The sequence below is a fragment of the Skermanella rosea genome, assembly GCF_016806835.2.
Classification (GTDB): Bacteria; Pseudomonadota; Alphaproteobacteria; order Azospirillales; family Azospirillaceae; genus Skermanella; species Skermanella rosea.
Genome location: NZ_CP086111.1, coordinates 4,086,903 through 4,111,116, shown reverse-complemented (window position 1 = coordinate 4,111,116; position 24,214 = coordinate 4,086,903). Strand labels below are relative to the sequence as shown.

Annotated in this window: 22 protein-coding genes; 7 read left to right on the top strand and 15 right to left on the bottom strand. The window is 68.5% G+C overall.

All coding sequences use genetic code 11. From position 1 onward, the window contains the following. Positions 1-3 precede the first annotated feature (3 nt). The 8 genes from JL101_RS19165 to JL101_RS19130 all read right to left on the bottom strand — a co-directional run bounded on the left by JL101_RS19165 (position 4) and on the right by JL101_RS19130 (position 7,671). On the bottom strand, positions 4-1,299 hold the full coding sequence (locus tag JL101_RS19165) for an O-acetylhomoserine aminocarboxypropyltransferase (protein WP_203097786.1): 1,296 nt from the start codon (positions 1,297-1,299) through the stop codon (positions 4-6). A gap of 162 nt (positions 1,300-1,461) precedes the next feature. Further along, entirely contained in the window at positions 1,462-2,331 is an 870-nt protein-coding gene (locus JL101_RS19160; RefSeq protein ID WP_228434970.1) for an anti-sigma factor family protein, read from the bottom strand. A gap of 60 nt (positions 2,332-2,391) precedes the next feature. Continuing rightward, the gene (locus JL101_RS19155; protein WP_203097787.1) at positions 2,392-2,901 is read right to left on the bottom strand and encodes a sigma-70 family RNA polymerase sigma factor; all 510 of its coding nucleotides are present in this window, start codon (positions 2,899-2,901) and stop codon (positions 2,392-2,394) included. Between the two features lie 228 nt (positions 2,902-3,129). Further along, positions 3,130-3,444, bottom strand: a complete 315-nt coding sequence (locus JL101_RS19150; RefSeq protein WP_203097788.1) for a type II toxin-antitoxin system RelE/ParE family toxin — start codon at positions 3,442-3,444, stop codon at positions 3,130-3,132. A gap of 2 nt (positions 3,445-3,446) precedes the next feature. Beyond that, a complete protein-coding gene (locus JL101_RS19145; RefSeq protein WP_203097789.1) occupies positions 3,447-3,719 on the bottom strand; it encodes a type II toxin-antitoxin system ParD family antitoxin in 273 nt (90 codons plus the stop codon). Between the two features lie 118 nt (positions 3,720-3,837). Further along, positions 3,838-5,745 carry a propionyl-CoA synthetase gene (locus JL101_RS19140; RefSeq protein WP_203097790.1) on the bottom strand — a complete coding sequence of 636 codons (1,908 nt, stop codon included), beginning with the start codon at positions 5,743-5,745 and terminating at the stop codon, positions 3,838-3,840. A gap of 156 nt (positions 5,746-5,901) precedes the next feature. Beyond that, positions 5,902-7,008 (bottom strand): glycosyltransferase, encoded by a 1,107-nt coding sequence (locus tag JL101_RS19135; RefSeq protein WP_203097791.1) that lies wholly within the window; start codon positions 7,006-7,008, stop codon positions 5,902-5,904. A 6-nt stretch (positions 7,009-7,014) separates the two neighbouring features. Continuing rightward, on the bottom strand, positions 7,015-7,671 hold the full coding sequence (locus JL101_RS19130) for a formyltransferase family protein (protein WP_203097792.1): 657 nt from the start codon (positions 7,669-7,671) through the stop codon (positions 7,015-7,017). Between the two features lie 172 nt (positions 7,672-7,843). Here JL101_RS19130 and JL101_RS19125 point away from each other — a divergent pair, with 172 nt between their 5' ends. From JL101_RS19125 to JL101_RS19100, 6 genes are all read left to right on the top strand, one after another. Further along, positions 7,844-9,517, top strand: coding sequence for an acyl-CoA synthetase (locus JL101_RS19125; protein WP_203097793.1), 1,674 nt, complete (start codon positions 7,844-7,846; stop codon positions 9,515-9,517). A 116-nt stretch (positions 9,518-9,633) separates the two neighbouring features. Then, positions 9,634-11,568 carry an AsmA family protein gene (locus JL101_RS19120; RefSeq protein ID WP_203097794.1) on the top strand — a complete coding sequence of 645 codons (1,935 nt, stop codon included), beginning with the start codon at positions 9,634-9,636 and terminating at the stop codon, positions 11,566-11,568. A gap of 235 nt (positions 11,569-11,803) precedes the next feature. Further along, entirely contained in the window at positions 11,804-12,844 is a 1,041-nt protein-coding gene (locus tag JL101_RS19115) for a sulfate ABC transporter substrate-binding protein (RefSeq protein WP_203097795.1), read from the top strand. A 3-nt stretch (positions 12,845-12,847) separates the two neighbouring features. Then, a complete protein-coding gene (gene cysT / locus JL101_RS19110; RefSeq protein ID WP_203097796.1) occupies positions 12,848-13,696 on the top strand; it encodes a sulfate ABC transporter permease subunit CysT in 849 nt (282 codons plus the stop codon). Beyond that, positions 13,686-14,594 carry a sulfate ABC transporter permease subunit CysW gene (gene cysW, locus JL101_RS19105; protein WP_203097797.1) on the top strand — a complete coding sequence of 303 codons (909 nt, stop codon included), beginning with the start codon at positions 13,686-13,688 and terminating at the stop codon, positions 14,592-14,594. Before cysT ends, cysW begins: the two co-directional genes overlap by 11 nt. Positions 14,595-14,626: 32 nt before the next feature. Beyond that, a complete protein-coding gene (locus JL101_RS19100) occupies positions 14,627-15,676 on the top strand; it encodes a sulfate/molybdate ABC transporter ATP-binding protein (protein WP_203097798.1) in 1,050 nt (349 codons plus the stop codon). 146 nt (positions 15,677-15,822) lie between these two features. On the opposite strand, the gene JL101_RS19095 is transcribed toward JL101_RS19100, so the two are convergent. From JL101_RS19095 to efp, 6 genes are all read right to left on the bottom strand, one after another. Continuing rightward, entirely contained in the window at positions 15,823-17,064 is a 1,242-nt protein-coding gene (locus JL101_RS19095) for a Fic family protein (protein ID WP_203097799.1), read from the bottom strand. Positions 17,065-17,239: 175 nt separating this feature from the next. Next, on the bottom strand, positions 17,240-18,736 hold the full coding sequence (locus tag JL101_RS19090) for a peptidoglycan -binding protein (protein ID WP_203097800.1): 1,497 nt from the start codon (positions 18,734-18,736) through the stop codon (positions 17,240-17,242). A gap of 37 nt (positions 18,737-18,773) precedes the next feature. Continuing rightward, positions 18,774-19,916, bottom strand: coding sequence for a flagellar motor protein MotA (locus JL101_RS19085; RefSeq protein ID WP_203097801.1), 1,143 nt, complete (start codon positions 19,914-19,916; stop codon positions 18,774-18,776). Between the two features lie 65 nt (positions 19,917-19,981). After that, entirely contained in the window at positions 19,982-20,851 is an 870-nt protein-coding gene (locus JL101_RS19080) for an OmpA family protein (RefSeq protein ID WP_203097802.1), read from the bottom strand. Between the two features lie 150 nt (positions 20,852-21,001). Continuing rightward, entirely contained in the window at positions 21,002-21,823 is an 822-nt protein-coding gene (locus JL101_RS19075; protein WP_203097803.1) for an inositol monophosphatase family protein, read from the bottom strand. Between the two features lie 9 nt (positions 21,824-21,832). Further along, positions 21,833-22,399 carry an elongation factor P gene (gene efp / locus JL101_RS19070; RefSeq protein ID WP_201078486.1) on the bottom strand — a complete coding sequence of 189 codons (567 nt, stop codon included), beginning with the start codon at positions 22,397-22,399 and terminating at the stop codon, positions 21,833-21,835. A 188-nt stretch (positions 22,400-22,587) separates the two neighbouring features. On the opposite strand from efp, the gene JL101_RS19065 reads away from it, so the two are divergent. Then, positions 22,588-22,851, top strand: coding sequence for a hypothetical protein (locus JL101_RS19065; protein ID WP_158046516.1), 264 nt, complete (start codon positions 22,588-22,590; stop codon positions 22,849-22,851). Here the strand turns inward: JL101_RS19065 and JL101_RS19060 are convergent. Continuing rightward, on the bottom strand, positions 22,842-24,083 hold the full coding sequence (locus JL101_RS19060) for a hypothetical protein (RefSeq protein WP_203097804.1): 1,242 nt from the start codon (positions 24,081-24,083) through the stop codon (positions 22,842-22,844). The two genes, JL101_RS19065 and JL101_RS19060, sit on opposite strands and share 10 nt — an antisense overlap. Between the last annotated feature and the right edge of the window lie 131 nt (positions 24,084-24,214).

Here is a 24,214-nt window from a genome sequence, read left to right as displayed (position 1 = left end):
CGCTCACCCCTTCCGCGAGGCGCGCAGCGCCTGCTTGAGGTCGCCGATCAGGTCGCCCGGATCCTCCAGCCCGACCGACAGCCGGATCATCTCCTCGCCGATCCCGGCCTCGCGCAGCGCGGCGGCGTCCATCTGCTGGTGGGTCGTGCTGGCGGGGTGGATCACCAGGGACTTGGCATCGCCCACATTGGCGAGGTGGGAGAACAGCCGCAGCGCCTCGATGAATTTCCGCCCCGCTTCCCGCCCGCCGGCGATCCCGAAGGTGACGATCGATCCGGCGCCGTTGGGCAGCAGCCGGCGCGCCAGCTCGTGGTCCGGATGGCCGGGGAGGTCGGGATGGCGGACCCAGGCGACGCCGTCCGCCCCGTCCAGGAAGCCGGCGACCTTGCGCGCGTTCTCCACATGGGCGCGCATGCGCAGCGGCAGCGTCTCGACGCCCTGGAGGATCTGGAAGGCGTTGGCCGGGCTCAGGCAGGCGCCGAAGTCGCGCAAGCCCTCCGCCCGCGCCCGCATGACGAAGGCGGCCGGGCCGAACTCCTTGGCGAAGTCGATGCCGTGGTAGCCGGCGTAGGGCTCGGTCAGCGTCGGGAAGCGGCCGGACGCCTCCCAGTCGAACCGCCCGCCGTCGACCAGGACTCCGCCGATCGCGACGCCGTGGCCGCCGAGCCACTTTGTGGCGGAATGCATGACGAGGTCGGCGCCGTGCTCGAACGGCCGGCACAGGTAAGGCGTCGTGAAGGTGCTGTCGATCATCAGCGGCAGCCCGGCGGCATGGGCGACCTCGGCGACCGCCGGCAGGTCGAGCACTTCCAGGCCGGGGTTGCCCAGCACCTCGGCGAACACCAGCCGCGTCTCCGGCCGGATCGCCGCCCGGAAAGCCGAGGGATCGCGCGGATCGACGAAGCTGGTGGTGATGCCGAAGCGGGGCAGGGTGTGGGTGAACAGGTTGTGGCTGCCGCCATAGATCGCCTTGGAGGCGACGATGTGCCCTCCGGCCCCCATCAGGGTCACGATCGCCAGGTGGAGGGCGGCCTGGCCGCTGGCGGTGCAGACCGCGCCGACGCCGCCTTCCAGGGCGGCCAGCCGCTCCTCCAGCACCGCCACGGTGGGGTTGGAGATCCGGCTGTAGATGTGCCCGGGCCGTTCCAGGTTGAACAGCGCCGCGGCATGGTCGGTGTCGCGGAAGACGTACGATGTCGTCTGGTAGAGGGGGACGGCGCGGGCGCCGGTCGCGGGGTCGGGCTGCTGCCCGGCATGAAGGCTGAGCGTGTCGAACTTCAGAAACGGACCGTCTGCCATGGTCGCGTCATCCCCCTCCCCAAAAAGGACGAGGGCCGCTTGGTGCGGCCCTCTTTGTTATTGCCTCGCCTGCTCAACTCGAGCGATGGACGTGAGCCTATTGTGTCAAATCACCGCAGTCAAGCGGGTTGCGGGCGGGTTGGGCGGTTACCGGCGCATCCCCTACATGTCCTTCCGCTTCACGTCGCCGACCGGCTGCGCCGCGGGCTGCGGCGGCTGCTTGGCCGCTTCCGGCGGGGGCGCGGGAGCAGGCGGAGGCGGCGGCACGTTGCGGCCCTTCAGCTCGCGGTACACGGTCTGGGTGATGTTCATCAGCTGCTCGCGCTCCAGCCGGCCGATCAGGGCATAGGCGATCGAGCCCTCCACCCAGTAGAACATCGACACGTCGCCCTTCTGGACGTAGCTGAAGGCGGCTTCCTGCCCGGCCTTGCTGGGCATGCCGACGAACAGAGTCAGGCGGCGCTTGTTGTCGTTCTCGTACATGTACTGGGCGCCGGCACCCGCCTCGGTCGGCAGCGACCGCCCGCCGATCAGCCGGTAGCCGGCGCTCGACAGATCAGGCCCGAAGATGCGACGGCCCAGGCGCTCCGACAGCCAGCTGTCCAGCGCCCCCCGGTCCTCGCCGCCCATCTCGACGGCGAACCGGTTATCCGATGCGTAGAAGGTATGGGCCTGCACCGCCTCCCGGGCGAACGACTGCAGGGTCGGCTGCTGCTCGACCGCCGCCGGCTCGGCCGGCGGCCGCAGAATCCAGCCGCCGGTGCCCCCGGCCAGGAGCAGGACGACGGCCGCCGCCATGCGGGCGAAGGGGGAGTGGAGCCAGCCGCGCCGCCGGTTGTCGTTTCCGGCCATGCGCCCGGACAGGCGGTCGTGGAGATCCTCCATCTCGGCCGTCGCGGGCTCGCGCAGCACGCCGTCGAAAAGGTCGTGGAGCTGTTCGATCTGGCTGCGGTACGCATTTACCCGTTCGGCCGAGGCCGGGTCCTCCGCCAGCCAAGCCTCCACCTCGATGCGCCGCTGGGTATCCAGCAAGCCATCGACGTAAGCATGAAGATCTCGATCTTCGACGGGCCGCGCCACCATGTGATTGTCCTACTTGACCCGGCGGAGAGGCACTCCGCCCTCGTTCGCGAGTTTGATCCGCACCGCCTCGCGCGCCCGGCTGAGGCGCGACATCACGGTGCCGATCGGTATCTGCAAGACTGCGGCGACCTCGTCGTATTTCAAGCCCTCCAGGGCCACCAGCAGCAGGACTTGGCGCTGTTCCTCGGGCAAGTCGGCGAGCGCCCTGGACATGTCGCGCAGCTCGATGCTGGTCTCCTGACGGGCCGGCGTGGTCAGCCTCATCTCGTAGTCCTCGACCGGTACCTCGTCCGGGCGAGAAATCTTCTGGCGAACCTGGTTCACGTGCACATTGTGCATGATCGTGAACAACCAGGCCCGGAGGTTCGTCCCAGGCTTGAATCGGTCGGCACGCGACAGCGCGCGGGCCAGCGATTCCTGGACCAGATCGTCCGCGTCGTTCCTGTCGCGCAGGAGAGCCCGCGCATATCGGCGAAGCGATGCGATCTGTACTTCCAGCTCAGTCCCGAATCTGCTCACTGCGTCATCCGGTTGGTGGATAATTCAGGCGAAACCTTCGTTGGTCCGCAAAGTTCCGATGTCGGCGGTCCCGAAAGCGGATTCAAGCCACGAGCCGAAACTCAACCCTGCGAACACCGGAGGTCTTCCCCTTATTCCAGGGGGCGCCGATCGTTTGTCAAAAAAATGACGGCGCTCCGGGAGGGGCGCCGTCTGGCAGGATGGGCGGTGCTCCGGCCGGGGTGCGGATCACATCCGCAGTCCTCCTGCCGGTGTCAGCAGGGCGGGATCCAGCCTGCGCCAAGCGAGCACCCGGACAATTTCCACAGGCGAGGATTTCCGATAGATTACGGCATAACGCTGGAGAGCGTTCCAGAAGAACACGTCATAATCCGTCAAATCACGCCTTCTATGTCCCATGCCGGGGTTTGCGCCGATTATCGAAAATTGCTCGTACAACTGATCGATGAGGCTATCGGCCGCACCCCAGCCATCGATGACTTCGAGGTATGCGTGGATATCGTCGAGGTCATCAAGTGCGAGCGGCGCGACGGAATAGGGCATGTCTACTGTGTCTGTTTGGCCTTGCGTCGCATGGCGATGCGGTCTTCGGTCATGCGACGAGCCTCGTCACCAGGGATTGCCTCGCCGCGATCCAGCTGAGCCAATCCCTCCGCTATCCGTTGGTTGAGCAGATCGATCTCACGGGAGCGTGCCTCGTCATATCTGAAGAAGAGCCTCAGCGCCTCGCGCATCACCTCGCTCGCCGACGTGTAGTGCCCGCTCGCCACGCGTTGCTCGATCTGCCGTTCCAGTTCGGGGGTAAGGGATACGTTCATGGGACACCTCCTGATAACAAGGTATAGCAAACCCTGTTATCAGGACAACGGCCCATACCCCCTCGCATGCAGATGCCGCGTGACATGCCGGCAACGCCGATCGACCTGCGGAGTCGCACTAAACCATGCCGGCCTTGGCATAGCCGATACCCTGCAGCGCCTCGGCGATCTCGGTCAGGATCAGCGGATCGTCGATGGTGGCCGGCATCTTGTACGACTCGCTGTCGGCGATCTTCTGCATGGTGCCGCGCAGGATCTTGCCGGAGCGGGTCTTGGGCAGGCGGTCCACCACGATGGCCAGCTTGAACGCCGCGACCGGGCCGATCTCGTCGCGGACGAGCTGCACCACCTCCTTGACGATGTCGGCATGGGGACGGTCGACGCCGTTCTTCAGGACGATGAAGCCCAGCGGAACCTGCCCCTTCAGCTCGTCGGCCACGCCGATCACCGCGCACTCCGCGACGTCCTTGTGGGAGGCCAGGACCTCCTCCATCCCGCCGGTGGACAGGCGGTGGCCGGCGACATTGATGATGTCGTCGGTGCGGGCCATGATGTAGACGTAGCCGTCCTCGTCGATGAACCCGGCGTCGCCCGTCTGGTAGTATCCCGGGTAGTCCGTCATGTAGGATTTCACGAAGCGCTGGTCGGCGTTCCACAGCGTCATCAGCGTGCCGGGAGGCAGCGGCAGCTTGACCGAGATGGCCCCGATGTCGCCCCGCTTGACCTCGTTGTTCGAGACGTCCAGGCAGCGTACGTCCCAGCCCGGCAGCGGCTTGGTCGCCGAACCGTACTTGATCTTGAACCGCTCGATGCCCATCGGGTTGCCCGCGATGCACCAGCCGGTCTCGGTCTGCCACCAGTGGTCGATGACCGGGACCTTCAGGTGGTCCTCCGCCCAGTGCAACGTGTCGGGGTCGGACCGTTCGCCAGCCAGGAACAGGGTGCGCAGGCTCGAAAGGTCGTACTTCCCGATCAGCTCCGCGTTCGGGTCCTCGCGCTTGATCGCGCGGAAGGCGGTCGGCGCGGTGAACAGGGCAGTGACCTTGTGCTGCTGGATCACCCGCCAGAAGGTGCCGGCGTCGGGCGTGCCGACCGGCTTGCCCTCGAACACCACCGTCGTGCAGCCGTGCAGCAGCGGGGCGTAGCAGATATAGGAGTGTCCGACCACCCAGCCGACGTCGGAGGCGGCCCAGAACACCTCCCCCGGCTTGATGTCGTACATGTTGGTCATGGTCCATTTCAGCGCCACGGCATGGCCGCCGTTGTCGCGGACCACGCCCTTGGGCTGGCCGGTGGTACCGGACGTGTACAGGATGTAGAGCGGGTCGGTCGCGGCCACCGGAACGCAGTCCGCCGGCTCCGCCACCGCGGCGGCCTCGGCCCAGTCCACGTCGCGCGGCGCCTTCAGCTCGGCCGCCGCCTGGGGGCGCTGGAACACGACAACATGGTCGGGCTTGTGGTCGGACTGGTCGATCGCGGCGTCCAGCATCGGCTTGTAGGCCAGCACCTTCTTGCCTTCGATGCCGCACGACGCGGTGACGATGGCCTTGGGCTTGGCGTCGTTGATGCGGGTCGCGAGCTCGTGCGGGGCGAAACCGCCGAACACCACGGAGTGGATGGCGCCCAGCCGGGCGCAGGCGAGCATCGCCACGACGGCCTGCGGGATCATCGGCATGTACAGGATCACCCGGTCGCCCTTGGCGACGCCCAGGCCGCGGAGCGCGCCGGCGAAGCGGGCGGTCAGGTCCTGCAGCTCGGCGTAGGTGATGCTCTGGACCGTGTCGGTGACGGGGCTGTCATAGATGATCGCCGCCTGTTCGCCGCGCCCGGCCGCCACATGGCGGTCCACCGCGTTGTGGCAGGTATTCAGCACCCCGCCGGTGAACCAGCGGTAGAAGGGCGGTTTGGAACTGTCGAGAACGCTGTCCCACGGCTTGATCCAATCGATGTCGCGGGCGGCCTCGGCCCAGAAGCCTGCGGGATCGGTGATCGAGCGGGTGTGAAGCTCAGCATAACGACCGGTCATGGAACGCCTTCTTCTTGATTGGAGCGGTGTGTCGATTCCTCGCGTCCTGGAAACGTGTCCGGCGACGCGGGCGGATATTGCGTCACGCCGCGCGCGTTTTGCACAGGTGTTTCCGGTTTCCAGCTGCCTGCGACATTTTGAGCCTCTGAACCGGTCTTACCATTGCGGCCAGGCTGCCAGACGGTCAGTCCATTCCCGTGCCCGGACGTCCCAGGTCGCCGTCGCATTGACGAAGCGCACCTGCTCCCACAGCCGGGCGATCCCGGCGGGCGACCGGACCGAGGCCATGACCAGGTCGAGCGCGCAGAGATAGCGCCCGGGAAAGCTGCTCCAGTCCTCGCCGGGATCGACCAGAAGCGCGTGGCCGGCCGTCGTCTCCGCCAGGCCGCCCAGGTCGCTGGCGACCACGGCGCAGCCGGCCGCCATGGCCTCCATCACCGCTATGCAGCCGGTCTCGGGGAAGGTGCAGGGATAGGCCAGGATCGGGACCGGGCGCAGCGCCCGCGCCAGCGCGGGCTGGGGCAGGGACCCGACATGCTCGATTCCCGGCGTGGACCGGCAGCGCTCGTACAGGCCGGCGAACTGGCTGTCCGCCGGGCCCGTGGGGTAGGGACCCATGTCGGAGAAGACGCGCAGCCGCGCCGGGCGTGCGACCAGCGGAAACATGCCGGCCAGAAGCTCCAGCCCGCGGAACGGGGTCGAGGTGTAGGCGAGATCCATCGGCCCATCCGCCGCCTTCGCCGCCGCGAGGTCGCGGGCGTCCTCGAACAGGTCCTGGAAGGGCGGGGAGATGGCGTTGCGGAGCACCGTGCTCCGTCCGGGTTCCAGCCCGAAGCTCGCGGCGTAGCCGGCCCGCTGCCACTCGCCCACCAGCACCACGCCGTCCCAGCCCCGCCGTTCCGCCGGATCCCCCAGGCAGGCCACGGCCGGCTGGTCTTCTGCATGGCCGGTCCACAGGAACGCCCGCGTGCCCGGCGCCACCAGCGCCCGGATGGGGCCGGCCTGCGCCGTCAGCGACACGACGGCGTCCCAGGTCGCCCGCCTCAGGGCGTCACGGTCGCCCGGGTCGTCCAGCGCCAGGCAGGCGACTCCGCGCCGCCGGCCCGGCCGGCCGGTGCGGGTGGCCAGCGCCACCTCGTGACCCTGCCGGGCCAGGGCGGCCGCCAGATGGCAGGCGGCCGACTGCATGCCGCCCAGGGGGCGTTCGTACGGCGTGTCGGCGTCGTAGTCCCACGGCATCAGGTCGACGAAGCACAGCCGCATCCGGGATCAAGCCTCCTGCTCCAGCAGGAAGCGGCGGCCGTGCAGCGTGACCGTGATCCGCGTCTCGGGGTCTTCCCCGAAGGCCTTCAGCCGGCGCTCGAACTCGGCCGCGCCGATGTCGGCCGGCAGGTCGGTCATGCGGTCGTAGTCGGCCCGTCTGGTCTTGCGGCCGGACCACCGCACGTCCAGCACCTTCATCGGCTGGGACGACAGCGCCATGATCGGCGCTTGCCGGGCGAACAGCCGAAGCGTCGCTTGGAAGGCCAGGTCGGCCAGGCCCATCTGGCCGGTTCCCGGCGGCACGTCGAACCACTCGACCCCGACGATCGGCCCTTCGTCCACCCGCGGCGCCATGACGTGGGAGGTGGCGCCGAACCGGGTGGCGCCGTCGTAGACGGCGAAGCTCTCGGGGCTGCGGCCCGGATATGTGGGCGGCCCGGGGTGGAAGTTGAAGGCCGGCCGGCCTAGCCGGTCCAGCAGGTGCCGGGGCACGATCACGGCGGTGCAGAAGGCGATCAGCACCCGGCCGGGCAGGCATTCCCGTTCCAGATCCTCGTGGTCGGTGACGTGGTGGATCGGCAGCGTGTCGCTGTAGCCCCGAAGATAATCGATCAGGTAGGGCGCTTCGCGGTGCCCGGTGAGGAGGATGAGGGCGCTTGCCATTCCGGGGTCGGGGGTCCGTGATCGGGGTAAGGTGTCGGGAGGACGGATATCGGGAGGCGAAGTGTCGCGGGATGCGCGCACCGGAGCATTCCATACCGGCACCGGGACGGGCTATGCTGCCGGGACAAGAATGCCCGTCAAGGGCGCCCACCGCAATCCCGGGACCAAACGGATGACTCAGCACCGCAATCCTTTCGAGATTGAACTGGACAAGAACGAGGCGAACTACGTTCCGCTGTCCCCCCTGTCGTTCATCCGCCGCACCGCTTCGGTCTACCCGAACCGCACCGCGGTCGTCCACGGCGCCGTGCGCCGGACCTGGGCCGAGAGCTACGAGCGTTGCGTCCGGCTGGCCTCGGCGCTGTCCAGGCGTGGGGTCGGCCTCGGCACCACCGTGGCGGTGATGGCACCCAACATTCCCGAGGTGTTCGAGGCGCATTTCGGCGTCCCCATGGCCGGCGGCGTGCTGAACGCGTTGAACATCCGGCTGGACGCGGAGGCGATCGCCTTCCAACTCCAGCACGGGGAGGCCAAGGTGCTGATCACCGACCGGGAATTCTCCGGGGTGATCAACAAGGCCGTCCACATGATCGATCCCCGGCACCGGCCGATCGTGATCGACATCGACGACCCGCTGGCCAAGGGCGGCGACCTGATCGGCGAGCAGACCTACGAGCAGTTCCTGGAGACGGGCGATCCCGCCTTCCAGTGGGAAATGCCCCGCGACGAGTGGCAGGCGATCGCGCTGAACTACACCTCGGGCACCACCGGCAATCCCAAGGGCGTCGTCTATCATCACCGCGGCGCCTATCTCAACGCGATCGGCAACTCCGTCACCTGGGCGATGCCGCACCATCCCGTGTACCTGTGGACGCTGCCGATGTTCCACTGCAACGGCTGGTGCTTCCCCTGGACGATCACCGCCATGGCCGGAACCCATGTCTGCCTGCGCGCCGTGACCGCCAAGGGCATGTACGACGCCATCGCCGACCACGGCGTCACCCACATGTGCGGCGCGCCGATCGTGATGGGCCTGCTGGTCAACGCGCCCGACGACCAGCGCCGCGAGATCCCCGCCGGGATCCGCATGATGACCGCCGGCGCCGCCCCGCCCGCCGCGGTGATCGAGAAGATCGAGCGGATGGGCTTCGCCATTACCCATGTCTACGGCCTGACCGAGGTCTACGGCCCCGACGTGGTCTGCGCCTGGCACGAGGAATGGGACGCCCTGCCGATCGAGCAGCGCGCCGTCTTCAAGGCCCGCCAGGGCGTGACCTACGTCGTTCAGGAAGGGCTGATGGTGGCCGACGCCACGACGCTGGAACCCGTGCCGGCCGACGGCAAGACCATCGGCGAGGTGTTCATGCGCGGCAACGTGGTGATGAAGGGCTACCTGAAGAACCCGGTCGCCACGCGGGAGGCGTTCGAGGGCGGCTGGTTCCACACCGGCGACCTGGGCGTGATGCACGAGAACGGCTACATCGAGCTGAAGGACCGGTCCAAGGACATCATCATCTCGGGCGGCGAGAACATCTCGACCATCGAGGTGGAAGCGGTGCTCTACCGCCACCCGGCCGTGCTCGACGCCGCCGTGGTCGCCCGGCCGGACGAGCGCTGGGGCGAGACGCCCTGCGCCTTCGTCACCTTGAAGGACGGCGCCCAGGTCACCGAGGCGGAGATCATCGCCTTCTGCCGCGAGCACCTGGCCCACTTCAAGAGCCCGCGCACGGTCGTCTTCACCAACCTGCCGAAGACCTCCACCGGCAAGATCCAGAAGTTCGTGCTGCGCGACATGGCGAAGCAGCTGAACCAGGAAGCTGCGGCGGGCAAGCCGGCCGTCGGCTGAGCGCGCCCGCCGACCCCGCCCGCCGAGCCCGATCGATCGATTTCGAAACGAAAGCCGTCCGCGCCCGTTGACTCGTGACCTGTTGGTTTGGTCGAGGTGACGTTGTGGGGCGGGTGTTGAAATGGGTCGGGATCGTGATCGGGGTGCTCGTGCTCCTGGTCGTCGGCGCGTTGCTGATGCTGGAGACGAGCTGGGCGCGGGATCTCGTGGCCCGGCAGGCGAGCGCCGCGCTCGGGCGGGAGGTCAGGATCGATGAGAACTTCGACATCGACTGGTCGCTGACGCCGCGCATCCGGGCCGGCGGCATCCATGTCGCCAACGCCGACTGGGCCGGCGACAAGAACATGGCGGACATCGGCGCGGTCGAGGCCACCATCGACCTGCGCCGCCTGATCGGCGGGACCATCTCGATTCCCGAGGTGAAGCTCGTCGATCCAAAGATCAACCTCGCCCGCAACGCCGAGGGCACCGGCAACTGGGACTTCCCCAATCTCCAGGGAGATCCCCCGCAGGAGGGCGACGGCAGCCCGAACCTGCCGGAGATCGGGCATATCGACGTACAGGGCGGCGAAGTCGCCTACCGCGACGAGGCACTCAACATCGACGTCGCCAGCACGGTCAATACCGAGCGGAACGAGCAGGGCGAGGACCGTGTCCGCATGATCGCCGACGGCAGGTACGCCGACGAGCCGTTCCACCTGGATGCCACCACCGGCACCTTCCTGGCGCTGCGCGACAAGCAGACCCCGTTCCCCGTGCGCGCGGAAGCAACGGTCGGCAGCACCCGCACCGTGGTCGAGGGCTCGCTGACCGACCCGCAGCAGCTTGCCGGGATGGATATCACGGTCGACGTCAAGGGACAGAACCTTGCCGACCTGTTCCCGATCATCGGATTCCCGTCCCCGGCCACGCCGCCGTTCAACGTCTCGGGCCGGCTGGAACGGCAGGGGCAGGTCTGGTCCATGACGGACGCCGAAGGCCGGATCGGCGACAGCGACATCGGCGGCGAGGTGCGTATCGACCTTGGGCACGAGCGTCCGAAGATCACCGGCAACCTGTCGTCCCGCAATCTCGACTATGACGACCTCGCCGGTTTCGTCGGGGCTCCCGGCGGCACCGGCGAGGGCGAGACCGCGTCTCCCGACCAGATCGAGCTGGCCCGCCAGCTGGAACAGGAGGGCCGCGTCATTCCCGACACGGAGATCAATGTCGAGATGCTGAAGGCGGCCGACGTCGAGATGCGCTACCACGCCGACCGGCTGCTGGTGCCCAACGTTCCGGCCGGTGAGCTGGATGCGAGGCTGATCGTCGAGAACGGCCGCGCCCGTCTCGAGCCGGTCAGGCTCCAGGTGGCGGGCGGCAAGGCCGGCGGCATCATCCAGGTGGACGGGCAGGAGAAGCCGCCGGCCATCGAGGTGAACCTGGAAATGCGGGCGCTCGACCTGGCGCGCTTCTTCCGCGGCACGCAGTTCGCGGAGGACATGGGCGGCACCTTCGGCGGCAAGCTCCAGCTCAAGGGCAACGGCGACACGGTCCGCAGCATGCTGGGATCGAGCAACGGCCAGATGTCGGCCGTGATGGAAGGCGGCAAGGTCAGCAACCTGATCCTGGAGGTGATCGGCATCGACGTCGCCGAAGCCTTGGGCTTCGTCCTGTCGGAGGACGAACCGGTCGGCGTGCGCTGCGTCGTGGCCGACCTGGGCATCACCGACGGCATGGTAAAGTCCAACGCGCTGGTATTCGATACCGAGGACACCAATGTCACCGGCGAGGCGTCGGCCAACCTGAAGACCGAGCAGTTCGACATCGAGATGCTGGCCCATCCGAAGGACCCGAGCCCGCTTTCCGCTCGCACGCCGGTCGGGGCGGAGGGTACCTTCGCCGATCCCCAGGTCACCGTCGATCCGACGGCGGCGGTCGCGCGGGGTGCCGCCGCCGTCGCCCTGGGGGTGCTGCTGACGCCCCTCGCGGCGCTGATCCCCTTGATCGAACCCGGTGACGGCCAGGACAGCCCCTGCGGCCAACTGCTCCGCCAAGCCGGCCAGAACTGATGCCGGCACCGTAGGTCGGATAGAGCGAAGCGGCATCCGACAGACAAGCGCGTCGATGTCGGATACCGCCGCGCACCATCCGACCTGCGGCTGGCCTCCCCCTCGCTGAAAAAACAGCTTGGCTGCATCCCGATTGCGTGCGTAATCTACACCAGATCGATCGAGATTTGTGCCTAATCATCGTGTGAAATGGCCCGACATCTCGGCCGAGAAGCCAGACCAGGAGATTTGTGCCATGGTGTTCCGGAATTTCGCGCGCGGCGCCGCCACCCTCATGTTGGCGGCCGGTGTCACCCTGGGTGCGGTCGGGTTCGGAGCGGCGCCGGCGTTCGCCGCCTCGACCCTCCTCAACGTGTCCTACGACCCGACCCGGGAACTCTATGTCGAGTTCAACAAGCTGTTCGCCGAGCGCTGGGCGGCTGAAAACAACGGGGAAAAGATCTCCATCCGGCAGTCCCACGGCGGCTCCGGCAAACAGGCCCGGTCCGTCATCGACGGGCTCGAGGCCGACGTCGTCACCCTGGCACTGGCCTACGACATCGACGCCATCGCCGAGACAGGCCTGATCGCGAAGGACTGGCAGGGCCGGCTGCCGGACAACAGCGCACCCTACACGTCCACCATCGTGTTCCTGGTGCGCAAGGGCAATCCCAAGCAGGTCCGGGACTGGGATGACCTGGTCAAGCCGGGCGTGCAGGTCATCACGCCCAATCCCAAGACGTCCGGCGGCGCCCGCTGGAACTATCTGGCCGCCTGGGGCTTCGCGCTGGAGAAGTACGGCAACGACGAGGCCAAGGCGCAGGAGTTCGTCCAGGCGCTGTTCAAGAACGTTCCCGTGCTTGACACCGGCGCCCGCGCCTCGACCATCACCTTCGTCCAGCGCCAGATCGGCGACGTGCTGCTGGCCTGGGAGAACGAGGCCTATCTGGCGGTCAAGGAACTGGGACCGGACCAGTTCGACATCGTCACCCCCTCGCTCAGCATCCTGGCCGAGCCGTCGGTCGCCGTCGTGGACAAGGTCGTCGACCGCCGGGAAACCCGCCGGGCGGCCGAAGCCTACCTGAAGCTGCTCTATTCGCCCGAGGGGCAGGAGCTTGCCGCCAGGCACTTCTACCGGCCCCGCCTGGCCGAGGTGGCGGCCCGCCACGCCGACCAGTTCGCCCACGTCAAGCTGTTCACCATCGACCAGAAGTTCGGCGGCTGGACCCAGGCCCAGGACAGGCATTTTTCCGATGGGGGCATCTTCGACAAGGTCTCCACGGCCGCGGGCAAGTGAACCATGACCGGTCTCGTCGCAGGAAACCTCCAGGATAGCTTCCGCAAGCCGAGCATCCTTCCCGGATTCGGGATCACGCTCGGCTTCACGGTCGCGTATCTCAGCCTGGTCGTGCTGATCCCGCTGGCCGGTCTGGCCCTCAAGGCCTCCGGTCTGGGCTTCGGCGGGCTTTGGGCGGTGCTGATGGAACCCCGCGTGATAGCCGCTTTCCGGGTCACGTTCCTGACCGCCCTGGTGGCGGCGCTGATCAACACGGTGTTCGGCCTGCTGGTGGCCTGGGTGCTGGTCCGCTACCAGTTCCCCGGCCGCAGGGTGATCGACGCGCTGGTCGACCTGCCGTTCGCCCTGCCCACGGCGGTGGCCGGCATCGCGCTGACGGCGCTCTATGCCGGCAACGGCTGGATCGGCCAGTTCCTGCCGTTCCGCGTCGCCTTCACGCCGCTGGGGATCGTCGTGGCGCTGACTTTCATCGGCCTGCCGTTCGTCGTCCGCACGGTCCAGCCCGTGCTCCAGGACGCCGAGCCGGAGGTCGAGGAGGCGGCGGCCAGCCTAGGCGCCAACCGTTGGCAGATATTCAGCCGGGTCGTCTTCCCCGCGATCATGCCGGCCCTGCTGACCGGCTTCACGCTGGCCTTCGCCCGCGGCGTGGGGGAGTACGGATCGGTCATCTTCATCGCCGGCAACCTGCCCGGCGTGTCGGAGATCGTGCCCCTGCTGATCATCATCAAGCTCGAGCAGTTCGATTATGCCGGGGCGACCGCCATCGCGACCGCGATGCTGGTGGCGTCGTTCTTCCTGCTGCTCGCGATCAACCTGCTCCAGCATTGGACGAGGGCGCGCCATGCCGGCTGAAATCGTCATCGCCACCACGCCGCCCGCCGGCACACCGCCCGTGACCGGGCAACGCAGCATCCCGCGCCCGGCGCTGGGCGAGTCGCCGCTGGTCAAGGCCGTGCTCATCGGCATCGCCCTGCTTTTCCTGCTGCTGTTCCTGGTGATCCCGCTGGTCGCCGTGTTCTTCGAGGCGCTTCGCCAGGGGTTCGGCGCCTATCTCGAAGCCCTGGTGGAGCCGGACGCGGTCTTGGCGATGAAGCTGACGCTCCTGGCGGCCGGCATCGCCGTGCCGCTCAACCTGGTGTTCGGCATCGCGGCGTCCTGGTGCATCGCCAAGTTCGAGTTCCGCGGCAAGAGCCTGCTGATCACCCTGATCGACCTGCCGTTCTCGGTGTCGCCCGTGATTTCCGGCATGGTGTTCGTGCTGCTGTTCGGAGCCCAGGGGCTGCTGGGGCCGTGGCTGCGCGAGCACGACGTCCAGATCATCTTCGCCCTGCCGGGTATCGTGCTGGCCACCATCTTCGTGACCTTCCCCTTCGTCGCCCGGGAGCTGATCCCGCTGATGCAGGAGCAGGGCGTGGACGAGGAGGAGGCCGCCCGGGTGCTGGGCGCCAGTGGCTGGCAGACCTTCACGCGGGTGACGCTGCCCAACATCCGTTGGGGCGTGCTCTACGGCGTGCTTCTGTGCAACGCCCGCGCCATGGGCGAGTTCGGCGCCGTCTCCGTCGTGTCCGGCCACATTCGGGGGGAGACCAACACGATGCCGCTGCATGTCGAAATTCTTTACAACGAATACAACTTCGTAGCCGCCTTCGCGGTGGCGTCGCTTCTGGCCCTGCTGGCCCTGGTCACCCTGGTGGTGAAGAGCCTGCTGGAATGGCGCCATGCCGGCCAGATCGCGGCGACACGCCGTTGACCGCGCTTCACGTACGGGGGAAATGACCCGCCATGGGTATCGAGATCAGGGGCATCGCCAAGCATTTCGGCAGTTTCGCCGCCCTGGACGGGGTCGATCTGACCGTCCACGACGGCGAGCTGCTGGCCCTCCTGGGGCCGTCCGGGTCGGGCAAGACGACCCTGCTGCGGATCATCGCCGGGCTGGAGTTCGCCGATGCCGGCGAGATCCGGCTGAACGGCGAGGACGCCCAGGGCCGTGCGCCGCGCGACCGCGAGGTCGGCTTCGTGTTCCAGCATTACGCGCTGTTCCGGCACATGAGCGTGTTCGAGAACGTCGCCTTCGGCCTGCGGGTCCGGCCCCGAGCCGAACGGCAGAGCAACGCCGCCATCGCGGCGCGGGTCACCGAATTGCTGCGGATGGTCCAGCTCGACTGGCTGGCCGACCGCTACCCCAGCCAGCTTTCCGGCGGCCAGCGCCAGCGGGTCGCCCTGGCGCGGGCGCTTGCGATCGAGCCCAAGGTCCTGCTGCTGGACGAGCCGTTCGGCGCGCTCGACGCCAAGGTCCGCAAGGAACTGCGGCGCTGGCTGCGGCGCCTCCACGAGGAGATGCATATCACCAGCGTCTTCGTCACCCACGACCAGGAGGAGGCGCTGGAACTGGCCGACCGGGTGGTCGTGATGAACCACGGCCGGATCGAGCAGATCGGCTCGCCCGCCCAGGTCTATGACGAGCCGGCCTCCGCCTTCGTCTGCGACTTCCTGGGGCAGGTCAACCGCTTCGACTGCGAGATCGAGAACGGCCTCGCGCGGACCACCCAGGGTGCGGAACTGAGGATGCCCGGGCTGAACGGCACCCACGGCGCCGCGACCTGCTTCGTCCGGCCCCACGAGATCGACCTCGTGCCGATCGGCCGCGAAGGCCCGGAAGCGGCCCAGGTCCGCCTGATCCACCAGGTCGGCCCGAACGCCCGCGTCGAACTGGACTATGCCGGCCACGTGCTGGAGGTGGAAGTCGGCCGCGAGCGCCTGCCTGCACTGAGCCTCAGCGTCGGCGCCTGGTGCGCCGTGCGGATCAACAACGCGCGGGTTTTCCCGCGATAGGGACGGTCTCCGGAAACGCCTCGTCCGGGGACTGGCCGTCCAGCATGGCATCGACTCCGGCGTCGATATTGATGACCGGGGCCGACTTCACCTTCAACTCGATCGATGCCGGAACGATGCCCAATTCGGCGAGATTGCCCCGACCGTCACGCCGCCGGAAACAGGCGGGGGAACAGGATCTCGACGGAGTGAACCGGGAACCGGAGCGAGACCGGCCCCTTGGGAGTATCCGACCCCAATATTCCATCCTTGACGAGGGCACCCAGCAGGTCGCGCGCCGTCCGTTCCTTCAGTCCGGACACGCGCGCGGCGTCGCCCCTTGCCATTTCACCGCGCAGAAGGACCTCGTCCAGGATGCGCGCCGCCTCGACCCTCAGGCCCGCCCGCGCCGCGACATAATCCCGAAGGCGGGTGCCGAGGCCGTCGAGGTCGAACAGGGCGGCCATGAACTCGACCTGATCAAGACTGACCCGAAGGAACCATTCGATAAAGCCGAGCAGCGCCCTCAGGGACAGGTTGCCCCGTCCGTCCAATGAGCCTTGCCTGGGCATGTCCGCCGCGTCCATCTGAAGCTTGTACTCACCCCGGCTTTCCAGCCCCCGGGCCAGCCCCCGGGCCAGCCCCCGGGCCAGCCCCCGGGCCAGCCCGCGGGAAATCGACCACAGGCCACCGGCGCCGATTCCCGCGGCATGGGCCATGGCGTGGCTCATCAGGCGGCTGACACGGCCATTGCCGTCTGGAAAAGGATAGATGTAGTTGAACCGGTGATGGGATGCGGCCATGGCGACGATGCGCGAGCCTTGGCCGAGATGCCGGAACCTGTACCGGCTGGAGAAATGCGCCATGAACGCCGTCACCCGCTCGCTGGAAGGCGGCACATGGCGTCCGACGGATACGTCATGCATCGGACGCGACCGGTATTCTCCAGGCGCCATGTCGAAGGACACGGACTGGTCGGCGTTCCCGATGCGCAGCATCTCCGGCGGCGCGTCCCGGTAGAATTCCCTGTGCAGCCAGCGGATGAACTCCTCCGAAGCTGGTTCCGGCATATCACCCGCCGCATATCCGGCATCCACCTCGCACTGGACACGGACATGGGCGGCGGCTTCGGCCTGAAGGTTACGCCGCACCTTCTCCTCCGCGAAACTGCCGGCCAAGGCACGTTCGATATCGCGCGGGTGGGTATCGTGACCCTCGATGAGGTTGCTGTAGTAGCAATTCATGATCCGCACGAGTCCGGCAAGGTCGGCCCGGGTGCGGGCGTGAAGCCGGTTGCCGAGGACGCTCGCCCTTGCTGACAAGCTCGCGACAAGGTCGGTGACCGGCAAGGGCAGGTCGTCGGGAAGGCAGGGCTCCATCCTGCCCGGCGTCTCGATCAAGCCGGTCATGGCGTTGCCGATCACGGATGTTGGTAAAGGCCTGTAACATAAAGGCCCAAGGAGGATGATGCACCATTACTTGCCGATCTTCGTGCCGATCCGGCGGAAAGGTACAACACCCTGACGGAACTGAAGAAATCGCCCGTCACATGGTCCGGTTCCGCCGATCCCGCGCCGGCACCCCTCAGCGCTGGTCCAGCTTCATCTCGATGCGCCGGTTGCGGGCGAAGGCGTCCTCGTTCCGTCCCGGGTCCAGCGGCTGGTACTCGCCGAAGCCGGCCGCCACCAGCCGGTCGGACGGAACGCCCTGTTCCACCAGGAACTTGACGACCGAGATCGCGCGCGCCGTGGACAGCTCCCAATTCGACGGGAACTGCGGCGTGCTGATCGGCCGCGGGTCCGTATGCCCGTCCACCCGGAGGATCCAGTTGACGCCGGGCGGAATACGGTTAGCGATGTCCAGCAGGGTCGCGGCCAATTGGGCGAGCTGGCCCTTGCCGCCTTCCTCCAGCGTCGCGGAGCCGCTGGGAAACAGCACTTCGGACTGGAAGACGAAGCGGTCCCCGACGATACGGATGTCCTGCCGGTTGCCCAGCACCTCGCGCAGGCGCCCGAAGAACTCCGACCGGTAGCGGGCCAGCTCCTCCACCTTGCTGGCGAGCGCCAGGTTCAGCCGGCGGCCCAGGTCGGAGATCTGGGCCTGCTGCTCCTGGTTCTGGGATTCCGCCAGATCGAGCGAGGCGGTCAGGCGGGCGAGCTGGTCGCGCAGCGCCGCGATCTGCTGGTTGAGAACGGCCACTTCCGCGCGGCCCTCCTCGGTCAGCTTCTGCTCGCCCGTCAGGGCCGCCTGGGTCTGGTCCAGGGCGATGACCAGTTCCTCGATCCGGGTCTCCCGCTGCTCGATCTCGCGCTGGGCCAGCACCGTGCGTTCCTGCTCGCTGCTGAGCTGGGCTTCGAGCTGCTGCGACCGGTCGCGGACGGCGGACAACTCGGTCATCAGCGCCTCGCGCTGCTCTCGGGTCAGGCGAAGCTCCTCGGTCGCCTGGGCGCGGGCGGCTTCCGTCTGCTCCAGCGCCGCGGCGGTCCGGGCGCGCTCGGCCTCGGTGTTCCGCGATAGGGTGGTGAGAGCCGCGACCTCGCCCTCCAGCCGTTCGCGCACGTCGCGCAGGGCCTGGATGTCGGCCTGCAGGCTGGCGATCTCGCGGAGCGACGCCTCGATCTTCTGGCGGTCGGCCTCGATCACCTTGTAGGCGTCCTCCAGGTCGCGGCTGACCTGGGTGATCTCGCCGCTGGCCTGCTCGCCCCGGCGCGACAGGGCGGAGACCTGGGCGCTCAGCTCGTCCTGACGGGCCTGGGCCTCGGCGAGGCTGGCGCTCAGGCTCTCCCGGGTCGCGGTCGAGCTCTGCAGTTCGGCCGAGAGCTGGGCGATGTTCACCCGCAGGTCGGCGTTGGCCTCCCGCTCCATCGACAAGAGGTCGCTCAGCTCGGACAGCTGGCGGTTCAGCCGGGTCAGCGCCTGGTCGCGGCTCGACAGCGTGTTGGACAGGTAGAACTGTGCCACGATGAAGACCATCAGCACGAAAATCACGACCATGACCAGGGAGGACAAGGCATCGACCCAGCCCGGCCAGATATTGACCGAACGCTCGGCGCTGCGCCGTCCGCGACCGATGGCTGCCATTACCCGTTACCGTCCCGCCTCTTCGGCCCGCGCCCGCTCATCGCTCGCCGTCTTCCGCCAGGGCCGCGATGGTGCGCGCCAGAAGCTTGATCTCGCTGCGGATCTCCTGCACCGACTGGACCCGGCCGGTGGCGACCTCCTCCAGCAGGCGCGCGGTGTAGACGTCCATGTTGCGGATGTGCTGGCGGGTCGCCTCGTCCATGCCGAGCTGCTGGTTGCCCAGCGCGTCGGCCAGCCGGCCCAGGATCGGCTTCATCTCCATCTGGTTCTCGGCCAGCCGGAGCATCAGCGTCTGCTCGGTCCGCATCTGGTCGGTCAGGGTGCTCAGCTTCTCGGTCAGGGCCAGCAGGTTCTGGTTGGCCGAGCGCCGGCCGTCCTCCGCCTGGGCGACGGTGCGTTGCAGGTTCTCCATGTTCTCGGCGGTCTGCTCCAGAAGGGCCTGCAGGTAGGCCGGCACCGACTGCTCGCTCTCGCCGAAGCCGGCACCGCTCGACAGCCGGGTGGCGCCGGACAGCCAGTCCTCCAGGTCGGTGTAGAAGCGGTTCTGCGCCTGGCTCGCCTGCAACTCCAGGAAGCCCAGGACCAGCGACCCGGCGAGGCCGAACAGCGAGGAGCTGAAGGCCGTGCCCATGCCCGACAGAGGCGCCTGCAGCCCCTGCTGCAGGTTGCCGAACATCATGCCCATGTCGCCGCCCTCGACCGACAGGCTGGAGATCACGCCGCCGACCGCGCTCACGGTGCCCAGCAGCCCCCAGAAGGTGCCGAGCAGTCCCAGGAAGATCAGCAGCCCGATCAGGTAGCGGGAGATTTCGCGGGTCTCGTCAAGACGGGCGTCGATGCCGTCCAGCAGCGAGCGCATGGACAGCGCCGACAGGCTCAGCCGTCCCCGGCGTTCGCCCAGCATGCGGGCCATGGGGGCGAGCAGCACCGGCTCCGGCACAGCGTCGGACTCCGGGCGGTTGGTCTGGAAGCTCTCCAGCCACGCCACCTCCGGCTTCAGCATCAGCACCTGCCGGAAGATGTAGCCGATGCCCAGCAGCAGCACGGCGATGATCAGCCCGTTCAGCGCGGGATTGGCCATGAAGGACCGTTCCAGCGCCGGGAAGAGCAGGAGCACGATGGCGAGCACCGCGGCGACGAACAGGACCATACGGGTGATGTAGCGCTGCGGCCGCGACATTGACACCATGCTCTCAGGGGCTCTCTCAGGTGAAGAGGTCGGGAGGGGGTGGGCCGGGTACGCCACTAGTTCACCAGAAGCAGGTCGACGCGGTCGGCGGGGCCGTCCGGCGCTTGCGTCCCCAGCGCGCGGACGTCGATGCGGGTGCTGCGAACGCCCTGGCCGATCAGGTATGAGCGGACCGCCAGCGCGCGGTCGAGCGACAGGCGCCGGGCCTCCCGTTCGGTCTCGGGCGTGCCGCTGGCATAGGCGGTTACCTGGAGGCGGGCCACCTCGTCCCGGCGTAGCCGCGCGGCCACGCCGTCCAGCAGCGCGGTGTCTCGGGCGGACAGGGCGTTCGCCGCGGTGTCGGGATAGACGACGCGGAACTCGGTCCCGTCCGGCACTTCGGCGGGCGGACCGGGAGGTGCGGGAGGTGTCGCCGCCACCTCGGGCGCCGGACGGGGCGCCGCGGATCCGCCGCGGGCTTCCGGAAGGTCGGGCATGGAGGTGATGCGGCGGGGTTCGCCGGGAGCGGCGGGCGGCACCGGCGTGTCGAACTGGACGCCCGCAGGCGCCTCGGCCTGCGGTAGTTCGGATGGGGGTGGGGGAATGGGGGCGCCGGCGATGTCCGGCGGAACGCCGACCTCCAGGCCAGGGGGCGGCGGTGCTGCGCGTCCGGCCGGAGCGACCTGGGGGGTTCCGCCCAGGCCGGGGGCCGGCGGGACCGGCAGCGGCCGGTCGGAGTCGGGGGACGGCACGGGTCCGGGCTTCGCCATCACGCCCGGGTCGGCGTCCGGAACCGCCGGCTTGCGCGCCGGGATGCCCGGGGGTGCCGCGGGGGATACCGCCTCCTGCGCCACGGCGGGAACCTCCGCCAGCCACGGAATCGTCGCGGCGCCGAGCGCGCAACCGAGCGCCATGCGGCGGACGGCAGTCGGAACGTAGCGACCCATTTGTCCCCGTACCCAAGCCTTCAAGGTGCCTGCCATCTCGGAAATCCCGGCCGTTCCAGGGGTCTGGGGGCCGGCAACGCCGGGGCGGCACGCGGGCACGATAGCCCAATGGCGGGAGTCCGACAACCCGCCATCAACCACACGCGATGGTCAGCCCTCGGCCTGTGGCTTCCGGGTTGCCGTGGCACCGCGAAGCACCTTGGCGATCATAAGGTGCAGGTGCGAATTGGCCGCCAGGACGCTGTCGCCGCGCTGCGGATTGCGCCCGCCGCCGATCTCGGTGACGAAGCCGCCGGCCTCGGTCACCATCAGGATGCCGGCCGCCACGTCCCATGGCTGCACGTTGCTTTCCCAGTAGCCGTCGAACCGTCCGGCCGCGACATAGGCCAGGTCGAGCGCCGCCGAGCCGAAGCGCCGGATGCCGGCGGTCTCCGCCATCATGGCCTGGAGTTGCGCCACGTGTTCCGGATGGTTGCCGCGGCCCTTGAAGGGCAGGCCGGTGGCGATCACCGACTCGTCCAGCTTGCGCCGGCCGGAGACGCGCAGGCGCGCGTGGTTGTTCCAGGCGCCGGCCCCCTTCTCGGCCCAGAACAGCTCGTCGCGGAGCGGTTCGTAGATGACGCCGGCGACGATCTCCCCCTCGCGCTCCAGCGCGATCGAGATGGCCCAGAACGGCAGCCCGTGCAGGAAGTTGGTGGTGCCGTCCAGCGGATCGACGATCCAGCGCTGGCTGGCGTCCTTGCCCGCGCTCTCGCCCGTCTCCTCCATCAGGAAGCCGAAGTCCGGCCGCGCCTTCTGGAGTTCGGCCCTGAGCGTCTGCTCCGCCTTCGTATCGGCGGTCGAGACGAAGTCGGCCGGCCCCTTGCGGGAGACCTGCAGGTGTTCGACCTCGCCGAAATCGCGGACCAGCCCGCGCGCCGCCTTTTCGGCGGCGCGAGCCATGACGTTGATGATTGCCGAGCGGCTTGCCATATCGGGTTGTCAGTCCTTCGCACGTTCCAGGTAGGTGCCGTCGCTGGTGTTCACGACGATGCGGGTTCCGGCTTCGATGTGCGGCGGGACGAGGACCCGTTCGCCGTTGTCCATCTTGGCGGGCTTGTAGGAGGAGGAGGCGGTCTGGCCCTTCACGACGGGGTCGGCCTCGACCACTTCCAGCGTGACGGTGGCGGGCAGCTCGACGCCGAGCGGCGAACCCTCGTGGGTCTGCACGGTGACCGACATGCCTTCCTGCAGGAACACGGCCGGGTCGCCGATGATGTCCCGCGGGATCACGATCTGCTCGAAGTTCTCCTTGTCCATGAAGGTGAAGTTGTCACCCTCGGCGAACAGGAACTGCATCTCGTGCTCGTCCAGCCGGGCGCGCTCGACCGTCTCCTGGGTGCGGAACCGCTCGACCATCTTGTTGCCGGTGCGGACATCCTTCATTTCGAGCTGGATGAACGCGCCGCCCTTGCCGGGCTGCACGATGGCGGTCTTCAGGACCACCATCAGCTTGCCATTGTGCTCCAGGACGTGGCCCGGACGCATCTGGTTGGCGTTGACCTTCATGGTATTTGACCGTCGTTGACGCTGATTCGGAAAGCGCGGAACCTATCAGGTCGGAGACACGGTAGCAATGTGCGGTCGGCATGGGCCATGGCGATTCGGATGCCAAATCGACGGGAGCGGAGTGAACGCCGACCTGCTATGACGGTTACCGCTTACGACCCCACACTCACGGCAAGGGAACAGTTCAGATGTCCAATCTCCACAGGCGTGCGATGGAAGCGGTTCTCCAGGCGGCCCAGCACGACATCGTGGGGACGCTTCGGGAGCGGGAGATCACCGACCGGCACAGCGAGGACGGGGACGAGGCGGTGCTGGACGTGGCGATCCTGCACGCCTACCGGGTCTTCGTGCGGATCTGCGAGGAGCAGGGGCTGGACGTCGACGCCCAGCTTTTCGCCGAACTCGCGGGCGAGCTGGCCGACGAGATGGCCCAGGACAACGATTACGACTGAGCCGGCAGCACCCGCTCCGCGGCCCGGCGGAAGGCCTGCGGCGGCGTCACCAGGTGCAGCGCGCCGAGCGCGTCCTCGATCACGGCGCGGGCGGCGGGCCGTTCCTCGGCGGGCAGGCCGCCGATCCCGGCCGCCAGCCCGGCGAGCCGGCATACGGCGTCCTCGCTCACCGACGCCAGCGCGCGCTCGAAGACGGGCAGGGTTCCCAGGGCCTTGAACAGCCGGCGGCTGCGGGCGAGCGCCGCCAGGGCGACCCGAAGCCGGGCGACGTCCGGGTGGCGCAGGTCGGTCCGGTCCGTCGGAACCAGTCCGGCGATGCGCTCCGCGGTCCCGGCCAGGAACCGGCCGGCCAGCAGCGCGCGCAGGTCCGCTTCGAGCGCGCCGAACGCCGCCCCCGCATGGACCGTGCGGCCGGCGCTCAGCTTGAGCGCCGCCAGATCGCGCACCGCCGCTTCCAGCGCCAGCGGGTCGGCAGGGCCGCGCTCCGGCACGGCGGCGAACGCGCGGGTGCGGACGTCCTCGGCCAGCCGGTCGATCAGGCCCGCGACATGCATCCGGGTTTCCGGCCGGTCGGCCAGCCGGTCCAGCATCTCCAGGGCGGTGCGGGCGACCGGACGGTGCCGCGCCACCAGCATGACGAACAGGTCGGCCGCCTTGGGATCGGCGGCCGACAGCCCGGCGACCGAGGCCGCCAGATGGTCGAGCAGCCAATGGGGGCATTGGCCTGTCGCGGCCGCCGCCGCCAGGTGGGCTCGGGCGTCGTGGACGCGGTCGTCCAGGATCAGCGCTGCCCGGATGTCGTCGACGATGTCCCAGAAATCGGGGTGGGCCGACGCGGCGCGCTCGGCGAAGTCGGGCTGCCGCCGGGCGCGATGGATTAGCCCCGCGACCTCGACCGCGCCGATCTCCCCGCCCGGGCCGCAGCGTCCGCGCCGGTCGGCGGCCCGTTCGGCCAGCAGCAGCGTCCACAGGGGGCGCAGCACGGAGCGGGGGATCTGGCCGACCCGGCGGCGGGGCGGGACCGCGTCGCACAGCAGGTCGGCGAACGGTTCGCAGAAGCGGCGCAGCCCGGACGACCGGCGGCGGGGCTCGCGCCGCCTGGGCAGGGCCGGCACCGGATCGCGGAGCGCCGCGCGGATCTCGTTCGGGACGGGGCCAGGCTCGATGGACCAGGGCTCGTCGGCCGCGCCGCGGCAAGAGACTGACAGCGTCCGGTACGAAATCAGCGCCATGGTCGAGCCCTGCCTGGATACGGGGTGGGAACCTGAAGCCGCCGCATCGCCATCCGGCGGTGCGCCTACTCCTATCAATAGCCGTATCAATAGACGCCAAATCGATCGAATTAAACTTTACTTAAGGGGTA